Genomic DNA, 14,386 nt, shown 5'->3' on the forward strand with positions numbered 1-14,386 from the left:
GGAGCGTCCGGCGGCGCCGGCTGCGGCTGAGTCGGGCACGGGTCGTGTGGGCGAGGGCGGGGCTCGGCCTGGGCCTGGTGTGGAGCCGGGGGCTGACGAGCCCGGCGTGGTGCGTCCTGCTTTGCCGCCTGTTGCTTCTGGCTCGGGCGCCTCCGGCGCCGGCGTGCCTGGACTGCCGGGTGCGGCGGGTCGGGGTGCTGGTGCCGGAGCTGGTTCGCGGGCCGCTGGCGTGCCCGACGCCGGGCGTTCCGGAGTGCCGGTTCGGGGTGACGGTGTTGGGGAGGGGGCTGGTTCGCGGGCCGCTGGTGTTCCTGCGGCCGGGCGCCCGGTGGTGCCGACTGCCGGGGGGGCCGTTGGTTCGGGTTGGGGGGATGAAGGCGTGGTTCGTGGTGAGGACGGGGTTGGGGGGGCCGTTGGCTCTGGTTCTGGGGCTGCGGGGGATGTGGCGGTTGCCTGGGCTGGGAGGGATGAGACTGGTGCTGGTGCTGGTGCTGGTGCTGGTGCTGGTGCTGGTGCTGGTGCTGGTGCTGGTGCTGGTGCTGGGGAGAGGGGTCGGGGTGCTGGGGAGGGTGTTGAGGGTGAGGGGGCGTTGGGGGAGGGGCCCGGGGAGCGGCCGGGGAGTTTTGGGGGGCGGGTGGGGAGGCCGCGGATTACGGCGGTTGAGGGGAATGTTGGGTTCGCGGGGGGGAGGAGTCCCGATCGGTCGGTTTGGCCGGGGGGGCAGGACAGGCTGCCTGAGCCCGTCAGGGGGCGGGCGGTCAAGCCGGAGGCGCCCAGTGTGGTGCCGCCGGAGCGGCCGGAGAGGTACGCGGAGCCGCCTCGGGAGGTGCGGTCGTCGCCCGCGTCGCCGGTGCGGCCTCGGCCGACGCCGGTGCCGCAGCCGCAGGCGCCGCCGGACAGGCAACTGGCCATCACGCCGCCCGAGCAGGTGGAGGACTCCGGCGGGGGCGGGCTGCGCAGGCTGTTCGGCAGGGGCAACCCCGTCGACCAGGACTACGTGGAGCGGCTGCAGCGGCCCTTCCAGGGGACGCGGCACATCGTGGTGCTCGGCTGCACCGGCGGCGCGGGGCAGACCGTGACGAGCCTGATGATGGGCCACACGTTCGCCCAGTACTGCGGCGAGCCGATCGTCGCGCTCGACGTCAACCCCGGCCCCGGCGCGCTCGCCCGCCGCACCAGGATCGACACCGACGAGACGCTCACCTCGCTCATCGCCAACGCCGAGCAGATCGGCAGCCTGGGCGCGATCCGCCGGTACACGAGCCGCGCCAAGTCCGGCCTCGACGTCGTCGCCCCCGGCAAGTACCCCGTCACCGCGCTCGACGACAGGGACTACGCCGAGGCCATCCGCACGCTCGACAGGTTCTACAGCGTCACCCTGCTCGACGCGGCGGCGGGCGCCGTGAGCCGGGTGCTGCCGCACGCCGACCAGGTCGTGCTCGTCGCACCGGCCAGCGCCGACGCGCCACGGGCCGTCGCGATGACGTTCGAGTGGCTCGACGGCCACGGGTACACCGACCTGCGGCACCGGGCCGTCACCGTCATCAACGGGGTGAGCCGCCGCAGCCAGGCCGACGTGGAGCAGGCCGAACAGGTCGCGCGGGGGCAGTGCCGCGCGCTGGTGCGCATCCCGTGGGACGATCACCTCAGCCTCGACCGCGCCCCGCGCAACGAGCTGAAGGCGTTGCGTCCGCCGACCCGCAGGGCCTACCTGGCGCTGACGGCGGTCGTCGCGGGCGGCTTCACGGTTCTTCCCGAGCGTTACCACGACAGGTATGCAGATCAGGAGAGGGTGCAGTGAGCCGGACGAAGACGAGCCGGCTGGCCGTCCGCTACTTCGACGACAGGATCCTGCTCGCCGAGCAGGCCGCGTGGGCGTACTTCAGGCTGCCGACGTTCAGCTACGAGTTCACCACCAACGAGGAACGCGAGTCGCTCGCCACCAACATCACCATCGCGCTGGCCGCGATCCGGATGCAGGACGCCGAGGTGCACCTGCGGATCGCGCACCGCACCTACCCGGCCGCCGAGTGGGCGCTGAAGCTCGACAAGACGAGCGACGGCGGCGCGGGCTGGCGCGGGTACCTGGAGGAGATGTACGGGCACGTCTGGGCCAAGGACTTCTGGTCCAAGGAGGTGTACCTGGGCGTCCGGCTCGGGAAGCGCGGCGCGCAGCTCCAGGGCTCGCTCGGCACCCTGTTCGGCTTCTACCGGAAGTCGGAGCGGGCGCTCGGCCTCACCGACGACGCGATCGACGAGCGCGAGGTCAAGCGCTGGACGGAGCAGGCCGAGCGGCTCGGCCGGGCGCTCGGCGGCGGCGCGCTGCGGGCCAGGCACGCGACGTCGCGGGAGGTGGCGTGGCTGTTCCAGCACGCCGTCACCGGGTCGCTGGCCGATCCGCCTCCGTCGGCGGTGGCCAAGCGCCGGTGGGGCGCGGGCGAGATCGAGGCGCTCATCGAGGGCGCCATCCACAACGGCAGGTCGAACCTGCGGATGGAGCAGCCGGGCGGCGAGTCCTTCACCGCCTACCTGTCGTTCGCGCGGTTCCCCGATCTCATGCCGTTCCCGGACGGTGAGCCCTGGCTGCACTACAGCGACTCGCTGTCCTTCCCGGTCGAGATCAGTTCGAGGATGCGGCTGATCCCTCCGGCGATGGCCTCCAAGGACGTCTCCCGCAAGCTCGCGCACGCCCGCGACATGGACGCGCACATCCGCGAGGCCGGGGCGGAGGCGCCGATCGCGCTGGCGGAGCAGATCGACGCGGCGCGGATGCTGGAGCACGGCATCACGAAGGAAAGGCTGCCGTTCGTCTACGGGTGGCACCGGCTCATCGTCACCGCGCCGACCGAGGAACTCCTCGTGCAGCGGGTGGACGCGGTGGTCGAGCACTACCGCGACATCGGCATCGACGTCGTCAACTCCACCGGCGACCAGTTCTCGCTGTTCAACGAGTCGCTTCCGGGCGACCGCCTGCGCCTCAACGCCTACGCGCAGCGCCAGCCGCTCCGCACGATCGCGGGCGGCATGCCCGTCGCGACCGTCGACCTCGGCGACCGCACCGACGAGAACGGCGGCGGCTGGACCGGCCCGTACGTCGGCGAGACGCTGGGCCGGGCGCGCAGCATCGTGCACTTCGACCCGCTCGTCGCGGCGGCCCGCAACCGTCCGACGGCCGTCGCCATCACCGGTGAGCCGGGCGGCGGCAAGACCACGCTCGCGCTGCTCCTGCTCTACCAGATGGCGCTGCGCGGCGTGACGATCGCCGCCATCGACCCCAAGGGCGACGCCGAGGCCCTGGTTCAGCTCCTGCAGGCCCGCGGCCGCCGGGCCCGGGTCCTCCCCCTCGGCACGGCCGCCCCGGGCCTCCTGGACCCGTTCAGCTTCGGCGACGACCTCGCCGCCAAGCGCACCATGGCCACCGAGACGCTCAGGCTGCTGCTGCCGCGGATGTCCGAGGAGCGCGAGTCCGCGATGATCCAGGCGGTCGGCGCGGTCGCGAGCGGTGAGCGGCCGTCGCTCGGCAGGGTCGTGGACTACCTGGAGGCGGCGGAGGATCCGGCGTCCAAGAACCTCGGCGCCGTGCTCCGCTCGATGTCCGAAATGCGGCTTGCGTCCCTGTGCTTCGACCCGTCCGGCGGCGAGCGCATCGACACCGCGGGGTGGACGACCGTCTTCACCCTGGGCGGCCTGACGCTGCCGGACGTGACGATCAGCCGCGAGGACTACTCCTACGAGCAGCGCCTCTCGGTGGCACTCATGTATCTCGTGTCCCAATTCGCCCGAAGGCTCATGCACGGGCTCGACCGGAGGCTGCCGAAGGCCATCTTCCTGGACGAGGCGTGGGCCATCACATCGACACCCGAAGGCGCCAAGCTGGTGCCGGAAGTGTCGCGCATGGGCCGCTCCCGCAACACTGCGTTGATCTTGGTTTCGCAGAACGCCGGAGACCTGTTGAATGAACAGGTGACGAACTGTCTCTCGTCGGTGTTCTCGTTCAGGTCCAGCGAACGGGTGGAGGTCGGGCACGTGATGTCACTGCTCGGCGTGGAGGCGTCCGAGGAGCACATGGCGGTGCTGCGCAACCTCGGCAACGGCGAGTGCGTTTTCCGGGATCTGGACGGCCGGGCGGGCCGGATCGGCGTGGATCTGATCTCCGAGGAACTCCAGCGCTGGCTCGACACCAACCCGACCCGGCAGAAGCCGGTGCTGTCCAAGACGGGGGCGATCACGGCGGGGGCCGACTCAGAGGAGAACACGGGATGAGGCTCCGCCGTCGCGGAACGGGCCGCCGCAGGTCGCTGTGGCTGCTGCTCTGCATGGCTTTGTTCGTGTTGTTCAGCCCGGTGGCGAACGCTGCGCCGACGCCGCCGTGGAGCACCAATCCCAACGACGCCTGCGCCCCGGCGACGGCACCGGCCCCCGAGGCCTACGCGTCGGGCACCGACGGGCTCATCCACCAACCCGGCTACCCCTCCGAGCAGCTGAAGGCGACCCCGGCCGAGCAGCTCACCTACTACGACCGCTACGGCACCGCGGGCCAGACGTGGTACGCCGTCGACATGGGCTGCGGCGACGCCATGGCGCTCATGGGCAACTCCGTGGCCAACACCGTGTTCACGCTGGTCCGCGCCATCGACCGGACCACGATCAGCGTCTACCAGTCGGCCGCTTCCGAGTCCCTGCTCGGCTGGTTGAAGACCACCGTCGATGACGTCATCACCGGCATCGGCGAGACGTTCAACGCCCGCTACTGGACGCCCGTCGTCATCCTCGGCGCGATCACGCTCGCCTGGTGGGGCCTGGTCCGCAAGCGCACGTCCAAGGTGGCCGAGGGCACGATCTGGATGGTCGCGGCGATGGTCGGCCTGATGTGGCTGATCGCCCGCCCCGGCGACTTCACCACGCTCGGCACGACGGTCTCCAACGCGACGAGCGCGGCGTTCAACGCGGCGCTGCCGCAGAGCAACGCGGGCACGACGTGCATCCCGGCGCCGGAGGGCCAGCCGACCCTCGACCAGTCCGGGCTGGACGCGACGACCCGCAACGCGAACGGCCTGTGGGTCGCGCTGGTCTGCAAGCCGTGGCTGATGGGCGAGTTCGGCACCACCGACCCGGAAGCCGAGATCGTCAAGAAGCACGCCGACCGCCTCCTGTACGCGCAAGCGGTCGACCTCCCTGAGACGTACGGGACGGCGGCGCCTGATTTCGGCGCCAAGGCCGACGCGTACAAGGAGGTCGCGAAGGACATCAAGGAGAACTACGCGGGCGTCTACCCGGTCTTCCAGGGCAAGCAGTGGACGTCGCGGCTGGCCGTCGCGTTCGGCGCGCTGTTCGCCGCGCTGGTGGCGGGCCTGCTCATCCTCGTCATCTCGGTGACGCTCATCATCGTGAAGATCGCGTTCCTGCTGCTGCTGGTGGCGGGGCCGATCTTCCTGGGCATCGGCATCCATCCGGGCATCGGCAGGGTGATCGCGGTCAGATGGTTGGAGCTGCTGCTGTCGATGCTGCTCAAACAGGCGGCTCTGATAGGTGTGTTGGCGCTTCTGCTGTGGGCCTACGGGTTGATCCTGGGCGAGGGCTTGCCCTGGGGTCTGCAGATCATGCTGCTTGCGCTGGTGACGGGTGCCGCGTTCGTCTATCGGAAGCCGTTCCAGCATCTGTTCGCGTCGGTCGGCTACTCGGCGGTGTCGCGCGGCAGGTCGCAGGACGAGTTGGAGAAGTCGATAGCGACGGTCCGCAAGAACACGCTGACGGTGGCGCAGGGCGCGGCCGCGCCGGGCGCCGCGCTGTCCCGGCTGGTCCGCCGCGAGGGCGGCGCGCCCGCGCTGGGCATCGGCGGCGACGAGCCGGGCACGACGGGCGGCGGCGTCGCCAAGACCCGCACGGGTGACGCCGGTTCCGGCCGCGCGCCCGACACCGCGCCGCCGCTCAACCTGCCGACGCGGCGCACCGGTGGCGGCTCCACCGGAGGCGGCGGCGGAGCGGCTGCGGGAGGTGGCGGCGGTGCCGTCACCACGGGCCGTGGCCGGGGCTCAGGCGGCGGCAGGACCCCGGCGGCCACCGGCGGCGGAGGCGGCAAGCCGCCCGCCCCGCGCAAGCTCGCCACCGCGCCGAAGCGCCCACCCTCGGGCACCTCGGCGGGCACCGCCAAGCCGGTGTCGTGGGGCGAGCGCACCGGGCCCGCCCCCAGGAGCGGCGACGTGCCCGCGCCGCGCACCCCCGGCGCGAGCCCGCCCGCGCCCAGGCCCCCCGCCCCCTCGCGCGACCAGGCGCCGCCCCTGTGGGCGCGCAGGGTCGCCGACACCGAGCCGCCCGCCCCGTTCTGGCTGAAGCCCACCGACGACGACTGACCGTGCCATGGATCTGAGCAACGACCGCCAGCGCCGCCTCGTCTTCGCCGGGATCGCGGCGGCCCTGGTCGTCCTCGGGCTCTGGCTGGCCTGGCCGCGCCCCGACACGTCGCGGACGGGCCAGGCCGCGCGCCCCTCGACGCCGCCGCCCGCCGCCCCCGCGGTCCCGGCGACCCCGCCGCCGGGCATCTCGGGCGAGGTGGACCCCGACGCGTTCGACATCTACCGGCTGTTCCCCTTCGGCCGGAAGGACTTCGCGACGGCCGCGACGGTCGCCCAGCAGTTCGTGAGCCGTTACGGCACCTACCGTCACGACGAGGACCCGCAGACCTACCTGGACCGGCTCCGCCCCCTGGTGAACGACATGGTGTACCACGACCTGCGCGCGGGCGCCTCCAGCGCCGGAGTACTCGAACAGCGCCGTCTCGACCGGACCGTCGCGACGGGCGGCGCCTCCCTCGACGCGATCCGGACGGTCGGCGCGACCTCGGTGACGTTTGTCGTCACCGGCATCCAGGAGGTCGCCTCCGCCGGAACCGACAAGACCGAGTCGAAGTCCTGGGCCGTCACGGTGCAGGGCGACGGCGGCGCCTGGCGGGTGTACTCGTTCGGTCCGGCCGACGAGGGCCAGGACGGTGAGGTCAGGTGAGGCGCAGGCTGCTGGCGCTGGCCGCGGTCGGTGTGTTCGCGGCGCTGTTCTTCGCGCTGCTGGTCGTGCCGACGTTCTTCGGCGCCACCCAGTTCCTGTTCGGCGGCGGGGGCGGCAACGGCAACTGCGTGGACACCTCGACCGCCGGTAACCAGCCGTCGGAGGACGAGGCCGCCAAGGGCATCCCGGCCGACTACCTGGAGCTGTACAAGAAGGCGGGCGAGGAGTACGGCATCCCCTGGAACGTGCTCGCGGGCGTCGGAAGGGTCGAGACGATCCACGGCACCCTCCAGGCCGACGGCGTGCTCAGCGGCGAGAACTACGCGGGCGCGGGCGGCCCGATGCAGTTCCTCAAGGCGACCTGGGACGCGTTCGGCGTCGACGGCGACGGCGACGGCGACAAGGACAGGTACGACCCCCGCGACGCCATCCCTGGCGCGGCCGCCTATCTGAAGCACAACAAGGCGCCGGAGCGGATCCGTACCGCGCTGTTCATGTACAACCACAGCTGGGACTACGTGGACCTGGTCCTGGACTGGGCGGACAAGTACGCGGCGGGAGAGTTCCAGGTCGTAGGCAACGCGGCGGCCCTGCCCGACTGCAAGGAGACCGACGGCCTTCCCCCCTACACCGACGACCTCGTGAAGCGGATCATCGATTTTGCGCTCGCCCAGCGTGGCAAGCCCTACATCTGGGGCGGCACCGGCCCGGACGGCTTCGACTGCTCCGGTCTGCTCCAGACGGCCTACAAGCAGGTCGGCCTGACGGTCCCGCGCGTGACGTTCGACCAGTGGCCGTTCGGCAGGCGGGTGAAGGACGGCGAGGAACGGCCGGGCGACTTTGTGTTCTTCAACTCGGGCCCGAACACCGCGCCGGGGCGTCCCGGGCACGTCGGCATGGTCATCGGCGACAACAGGATGATCGTCGCGCGCTGCGCCACCTGCCGTCCGGCGATCGGTGTCTTCCCGTACCGGATCTCCACGCTCGTCGGGTTCACCCGGCCGATGGCCAACCCGGCGGTCATCGCGCAGATCGAGGCGCTCGGCTGACCCGCGCGGTCGCGGCGCGGGACGGGGCGCGGGCTCTGGCAGACTGGGGCAGGTGCTGTCCGATGACCTGTTCCACCCGCTCGACCTCGACGACGCCCTTGAGGAGGCCGCCGAGGTAGGCGGCCGCGAGGCTGTCGTCGACCTGCTGCTGCGCGCCCTGGACGATCCGAGGGCCAAGGGCGACGAGGCGGTGCCGGAGTACCTCGACGAGTTGATCGACCAGCTCACCGCGCTGAACCGCTACGACGAGGCGATCGCGGCGGCCTACCGGCTGATCGAGGTGGACGAGGCGTCCCGCCTGGAGGAGCTCGGCGCGATCGCGCACCTGCACGCGCTGAACGGCGACGCCGAGACCGCGCGCGGCCTGTTGGAGCGGCTGCGCGGCCAGGTCGAGCCGCTGGAGGGCCTGATGAACACGCTGGTCCTCGCGGGCGACCTGGGCGACCGGGAGACGGCCGTCCGCTGGCTGGCCGAGGATCTGCGCCGGGGTGTGGTGGAGGGCTGGGATCCGGATCTTGTGCTCGTCCTGCGCGGCCACTTCCGTCGGCTGGGCGGCACGGATCCGCAGTTGGAGGCGGTCGTCGGCGCCTACCTGCCGCAGACGGGGCAGGAGGTTCCCGGCAAACGGATCCCGGCGGGCCCCAGGTTCGTCTATCCCGGTACCGACAAACTGGACATCGAGCGGGGTATGCGGGCCGACCTGTCGGCGCGGATCGTCACTCCCGAGGGGGAGCTGGTGCCGTGGCCGCCGGAGCGCAACGACGCGTGCTGGTGCGGTTCCGCCGCGAAGTACAAGAAGTGCTGCGGACGGCCCGCCGTGTGAGTCCCGGAGGAGGAGAGGCGATTGGCTGAGGTAGGCGGTCCCGTCGTGGTGGGCGCGGCGATCATCGAGGACGGGCGGCTGCTCGCGGCGCAGCGCGCCGAGCCGTCGTCGCTGGCCGGGGGCTGGGAGCTGCCCGGCGGCAAGGTCGATCCGGGCGAGGCGGACGAGGCGGCGCTGATCCGCGAGTGCCGCGAGGAACTGGGCGTGACGGTCAAGCTGGTGGACCGGATCGGCGCCGACTGGCCGATCGGCCCGGCGGGCGTGCTGCGGGTCTGGACGGCCCGGCTGATCGAGGGCAGGCCGAGCGCGTTGGAGCACATGGCCCTGCGCTGGCTCGGCCCGTCCGAGCTGGACGACGTCGCCTGGCTGCCCGGCGACCTGCCCGTGGTCGACGCCGTCCGCCCGTATCTGCTGCGCGGACGCTAGAGCCGGACCGCCCCGCTGTAGTCGCGTCGGTCGGTCAGCTGTGTGATTTTCACGACGTCGCCGGACGACGGGGCGTGCACGAACCTGCCCTGGCCGACGTAGATGCCCATGTGGCTGCGTCCGGAGTTGAAGAACACCAGGTCGCCGGGCTTGAGCGCGGACCTGGCGATCTTTGTCCCGAGGTCGTAGAGGGCGCCGGTGTAGTGCGGCAGCCCTGGGCGTCCGGCCTGTGCCCAGGCCCAGATGACCAGCCCTGAGCAGTCGAAGGAGTCGGGGCCCGCCGCGGCCCAGACGTAGGGGTCGCCGAGCTGGTCGAGGGCGGCCCGGGTGGCGACGGCGGCGGTGCCGGAGCCCCAGATGGTGACGCCCTGGTAGGTGTAGGCGTCGCGCAGGTCGTCCTTGACGTCGCGGACCTGGGCGGTCGTGCGGGCCCGCAGGTCGCGGGTGTGCCCGACCCGGTCGACGGCGTCCTGGAAGGCCAGGCGGGCGGTCTCGGCGTCGGCGGCGGCCCGTGCGGCGACGTTTCCGGCGGCGTCGCGGCGCTGCTCCAGCTCGTCGGTGGGGGAGCCGGTGATCCGCAGGAACGCGGCCTGGAGCAGGTTGACGGGCTGGGGCGCGGCCGCGACCTCGGCGACGAGCGCGTCGTGGGCCGCCTTGCGCAGGTCGGCCTGGGCGGCCGCGCTGAACGCGGCGCTCTGCGCGGCGACGAGTGCCTTCTCCTCGGCGGCGAGCCGCTGGTCGAGCCCGTCGACCGTGTCCTGGAGGCCGTCGAGGCGCTTCTGCAGGACGTCGGGTGGGGGCGCGGCGGCGGCGGGCGACGCGCACAGGGGGGCGGTGACGCCGACGAGCACGGCGGCGGCCAGCGTGCGTCTGGCACCCTTCACGGGGGTCTCTCCTCTCGGCTGACCTCGGGACGGGCGCAGACTACGAAAACCGGCAAACTATGACAAATATCCCGAAAGATCGGGAATAGGGCCGAGTGGGGGCGGGTGACCCGACCGGCACCCGCCCGGACCCACTAGAATCAACGAGTACAGCTGTTCTGCCGCCGCCGGCTCGTGAATCTTCCGGTCTTCTCCAATGCGGCGAATCCAACACGAAACCGAGCGTGCCTCCATGCCCATCGCCACCCGTGACGACCTGCGCAACGTGGCCATCGTGGCCCACGTCGACCACGGCAAGACCACCCTCGTCGACGCCATGCTGTGGCAGTCCGGCGCCTTCCGCGACAACCAGTCGGTCGACGAGCGGGTCATGGACTCCAACGACCTCGAACGCGAGAAGGGCATCACGATCCTGGCGAAGAACACCGCGGTCCGCCACGGTGACCTTCTCCTGAACATCATCGACACCCCCGGCCACGCCGACTTCGGCGGCGAGGTCGAGCGCGGCCTGTCCATGGTGGACGGCGTCGTCCTGCTCGTGGACGCCTCCGAGGGCCCCCTCCCGCAGACCCGGTTCGTGCTCCGCAAGGCGCTGTCGGCCAAGATGCCGGTGATCCTCGTCATCAACAAGGTGGACCGGCCCGACGCCCGGATCACCGAGGTCATCGACGAGGTCTACGAACTCTTCATGGACCTCGACGCCACCGAGGACCAGATCGACTTCCCGATCGTCTACGCCTCCGGCCGCGCCGGCCGGGCCAGCCTCGCCAAGCCCGAGAACGGCGAGATGCCCGACAACGAGGACCTGGAGCCGCTGTTCCAGGTCATCCGCGAGACGATCCCCGCGCCGTCCTACGACCCCGACGCGCCCTTCCAGGCCCACGTCACCAACCTGGACGCGTCCAGCTACCTCGGCCGCATCGCGCTGTGCCGGGTGCACAACGGCACCATCAAGAAGGGCCAGCAGGTCGCCTGGTGCAGGGGCGACGGCACGGTCGAGCGGGTCAAGATCTCCGAACTGCTCATGACCGAGGCGCTGGAGCGCAAGCCCGCCGAGTCCGCCGGCCCCGGCGACATCATCGCCATCGCCGGCATCTCCGACATCATGATCGGCGAGACCCTCGCCGACCCCGAGGACCCGCGCCCGCTGCCGCTCATCACCGTCGACGAGCCCGCGATCTCGATGCTGCTCGGCACCAACACCGGCCCGCTGTCCGGCCGGGAGAAGGGCACCAAGGTCACCGCCCGGCTCGTCAAGGACCGGCTCGACCGCGAGCTGATCGGCAACGTGTCCCTGCGCGTGCTGCCCACCGACCGTCCCGACGCCTGGGAGGTCCAGGGCCGCGGCGAGCTCGCCCTCGCCATCCTGGTGGAGACCATGCGCCGCGAAGGCTACGAGCTGACCCTCGGCAAGCCCCGCGTCGTCACCCGGCAGGTCGACGGCAAGCTGCACGAGCCCGTCGAGCGGCTCACCGTGGACATCCCCGAGGAGTACCTCGGCGCCGTCACCCAGCTCCTCGCCGTCCGCAAGGGCCGGATGGAGCAGATGACCAACCACGGCACCGGCTGGATCCGGATGGAGTTCCTGGTGCCCGCGCGCGGCCTCATCGGCTTCCGCACCGAGTTCCTCACCGAGACCCGCGGCACCGGCATCGCCCACCAGGTCTTCGAGAAGTACGAGCCCTGGTTCGGCGAGCTGCGCACCCGCCCGACCGGCTCGCTCGTCTCCGACCGCTCCGGCGTCGCCACCACCTACGCGATGTTCAACCTGCAGGAGCGCGGCACCCTCTTCGTCGACCCGTCGCAGGAGGTCTACGAAGGCATGATCATCGGTGAGAACTCGCGCGCCGACGACATGAGCGTGAACATCACCAAGGAGAAGCAGAAGACCAACATCCGCTCCTCCACGGCCGAGGAGTTCGACCGCCTCATCCCGCCGAAGAAGCTCTCCATGGAAGCGGCCCTGGAGTTCATCCGCGACGACGAGTGCGTCGAGATCACCCCGACCGCCGTCCGCCTCCGCAAGGTCGTCCTCGACACCAAGGAACGCGAACGCCAGGCGGCGCGGGCCAAGCGCGCATAGCATTACCCGGGGGTAGTCCCCCCGGACAACAAAGGGCCCGGTGACCTGCGAAAACCCGGGCCCTTTCTGTTGATTCCGCCTACCCTTGTCACTGAGATTCCCTACGCTGAGACCGGAGCTGAACGTGCAGGAAGAGGTGCGCAAAGTGACAAGAGTCATGATCAAGGAATTTCCGTTCGACCTGCCCGACACGCCCTACAGCCTCTGGGTCAGCGGAGAACTCAACGACCATCTCCCGCTCCCCGAGGACTTCCGAGCCGAGATCGTCAACGGGGAGATCACCGTGTCGCCAGCGCCCGTGGTGGGCCACAACCGGATCGTCTATGCGATCCACTTCGCCTTCACCGAGGCGCGGGTGCTGAACCGTCAGTACCCGTGGATCGTGGACACCGGGTCCGGGACGGATCTTGTGGGCGTGGGGGACGGCTACATCCCCGACCTGATCGTGCTGGACAGCCAGATCTGCGCGGAGGCGGAGGCCGCACAGGTCGCCCTCTGGGTGGCGGACCAGGTGGAGCTGGCCGTGGAGGTGACGTCGAAGTCCAACGCGGCGCAGGACCGGAAGGCGCGTCCGGGCGGCAGGCAGACCAAGTGGTCCGGGTACGCGCGGGCCGAGGTCCCCTACTACCTGCTGGTCGACCGCGATCCGAAGGTCGCCCGGACGACTCTGTACTCGGTGCCGGACGCGGCCACCGGAGCCTACCTCCAGGAGGAGGTCTGGGAGTTCGGCAAGCCGGTGGTGCTGCCCGAGCACTTCGGCGTGACCATCCCGACGGACAACTGGCGGCCGTGGGGCGCGGGCTCGGACCGGGCCGACGGCCGCTGACGCGCTCGACTGACCCGTCGCGACTGCACGGCCCGCTCCGGTTCGGGGCGGGCCGTGCTGTTGTCACAGGAGGGGTTTGCCCTTGGTGTCTACCTTGAGGGTTCTGGAGTAGGCGCGGAAGGTGTCGGCGGTGCCGTCGAAGACGACCTGGAACTTGGCGTCGCACCAGGTCTTGGGGCGCAGCGTGAAGGTTCCCTTTTTGGTGGTCTTGGCGGTGACGGCGCTGTACCACGAGTCGCCGTGCGCGCACTTGAAGATCGCGGTGACCTTGCGGCCCGCGTACGGGACCGGTTTTTTCTTGTTCTTCGCGTTAAAGCGCTTCAGTGTGCCCGTGATGGTGATCTTCTTGCCGACCTTGAGCTTGCGCGGCGTCACCTTCAGGCCGGTGATCGACGTCTTCCACCGCCACACCTTGACGACCTTGGTGACGGCCGGCGCGTACTCGGCGCTGCCCGGGAACGACATCCGCCACCAACCGGGCGCCGCCTGCCGGAACGAGGCGGCCAGGCGGCCCTCATGGTCGGGCCGCAGCGCCTGGACCGTGCGCCACACCTTGCCGTCCGGCGAGAACTGCAGGTTGACGGTGTAGGCGGCGCCCTCGCCCCGGTCGGAGCCGAGCTTGAAGCGGGCCTTGGCGGTGACGACCTGCTTGGTGTTGTGCTTGACGGCGAAGTCGAACAGCAGCGCCTTGGCCAGCACCCGCACCGCCACCGGGCGGCTGAACACCTGCTCGTCCGCGAGCGTGAACACCGCCTCCCAGGTGACGGTCCAGCGCGGCGCGGCGGTGACGGTGAACCTGCCCTGCGCGTCGGTGGTGGCGGTGAGCGCCTCGGTGCTGCCCGACACGTCCTGGACGGTGACGGCGCGCTCGGTGAGCGGCACCGTCTCGCCCTCGGCCGTCTTGCCGCGCAGCGTGCCCGACAGCGTCACCGTCGCGCCGGTGGCGACGGACTTGGCGTCGGCGGCCAGGGTCAGGCTCGCGGACACCACGGGCGGGTCCGCGGCCAGGGCCGGGACGGGGAACAGCACCAGGGCCAGGACGGCCAGGGCCGCGACGATGCGACGCACTACGATCTCGCCTCCACTCACGATGGCGTGATCGTACAAAAGCCGTGTGACATTCCGCTCCAAACGAGAGGCCGGTGACCTGTCCGGTCCGCAACCGTCACCCACCCGTCGCCGAAACCTGTGTTCGATGCGGCCTGGGGCCGTGCCCGACGGCCCCGCGCTGTGTTCGATGCGGCGCGGGTCAGCCGCTTTGCGAGCCCGACTTCGTCGGGAGCGGCTGCCCCGCGC

11 protein-coding genes are annotated in these 14,386 nt (G+C 71.2%); 9 read left to right on the top strand and 2 right to left on the bottom strand.

From position 1 onward, the window contains the following. The first annotated feature begins 778 nt into the window (after positions 1–778). From LO762_RS01705 to LO762_RS01735, 7 genes are read left to right on the top strand one after another with little or no spacing between them, the layout of a single operon-like run. The gene (locus LO762_RS01705; RefSeq protein ID WP_230611837.1) at positions 779–1,801 is read left to right on the top strand and encodes a hypothetical protein; all 1,023 of its coding nucleotides are present in this window, start codon (positions 779–781) and stop codon (positions 1,799–1,801) included. Then, complete coding sequence (locus LO762_RS01710; protein ID WP_230611839.1) at positions 1,798–4,263, top strand: ATP-binding protein; 2,466 nt, start codon at positions 1,798–1,800, stop codon at positions 4,261–4,263. Before LO762_RS01705 ends, LO762_RS01710 begins: the two co-directional genes overlap by 4 nt. Then, entirely contained in the window at positions 4,260–6,350 is a 2,091-nt protein-coding gene (locus LO762_RS01715) for a type IV secretion system protein (RefSeq protein WP_230611841.1), read from the top strand. Before LO762_RS01710 ends, LO762_RS01715 begins: the two co-directional genes overlap by 4 nt. A gap of 7 nt (positions 6,351–6,357) precedes the next feature. Then, positions 6,358–6,999, top strand: coding sequence for a hypothetical protein (locus tag LO762_RS01720; RefSeq protein WP_230611843.1), 642 nt, complete (start codon positions 6,358–6,360; stop codon positions 6,997–6,999). Further along, positions 6,996–8,048 carry an NlpC/P60 family protein gene (locus LO762_RS01725; protein ID WP_230611845.1) on the top strand — a complete coding sequence of 351 codons (1,053 nt, stop codon included), beginning with the start codon at positions 6,996–6,998 and terminating at the stop codon, positions 8,046–8,048. Before LO762_RS01720 ends, LO762_RS01725 begins: the two co-directional genes overlap by 4 nt. Positions 8,049–8,100: 52 nt before the next feature. Continuing rightward, positions 8,101–8,871 (top strand): SEC-C domain-containing protein, encoded by a 771-nt coding sequence (locus tag LO762_RS01730; RefSeq protein WP_230611847.1) that lies wholly within the window; start codon positions 8,101–8,103, stop codon positions 8,869–8,871. Positions 8,872–8,892: 21 nt separating this feature from the next. Continuing rightward, positions 8,893–9,297, top strand: coding sequence for a (deoxy)nucleoside triphosphate pyrophosphohydrolase (locus LO762_RS01735; RefSeq protein WP_230611849.1), 405 nt, complete (start codon positions 8,893–8,895; stop codon positions 9,295–9,297). Here the strand turns inward: LO762_RS01735 and LO762_RS33295 are convergent. Continuing rightward, the gene (locus LO762_RS33295) at positions 9,294–10,181 is read right to left on the bottom strand and encodes a C40 family peptidase (RefSeq protein WP_230611851.1); all 888 of its coding nucleotides are present in this window, start codon (positions 10,179–10,181) and stop codon (positions 9,294–9,296) included. The genes LO762_RS01735 and LO762_RS33295 overlap by 4 nt on opposite strands. A gap of 232 nt (positions 10,182–10,413) precedes the next feature. On the opposite strand from LO762_RS33295, the gene typA reads away from it, so the two are divergent. Next, positions 10,414–12,264 carry a translational GTPase TypA gene (gene typA, locus LO762_RS01745; protein WP_230611853.1) on the top strand — a complete coding sequence of 617 codons (1,851 nt, stop codon included), beginning with the start codon at positions 10,414–10,416 and terminating at the stop codon, positions 12,262–12,264. Positions 12,265–12,421: 157 nt separating this feature from the next. Further along, on the top strand, positions 12,422–13,090 hold the full coding sequence (locus LO762_RS01750; protein WP_230611855.1) for a Uma2 family endonuclease: 669 nt from the start codon (positions 12,422–12,424) through the stop codon (positions 13,088–13,090). A 63-nt stretch (positions 13,091–13,153) separates the two neighbouring features. Here the strand turns inward: LO762_RS01750 and LO762_RS01755 are convergent, their stop codons facing one another. Further along, positions 13,154–14,158: a hypothetical protein gene (locus tag LO762_RS01755; RefSeq protein WP_230611856.1), complete on the bottom strand. Its 1,005-nt coding sequence runs from the start codon at positions 14,156–14,158 to the stop codon at positions 13,154–13,156. Between the last annotated feature and the right edge of the window lie 228 nt (positions 14,159–14,386).

The organism is Actinocorallia sp. API 0066 (assembly GCF_020991275.1).
Lineage (GTDB): Bacteria > Actinomycetota > Actinomycetes > Streptosporangiales > Streptosporangiaceae > Actinocorallia.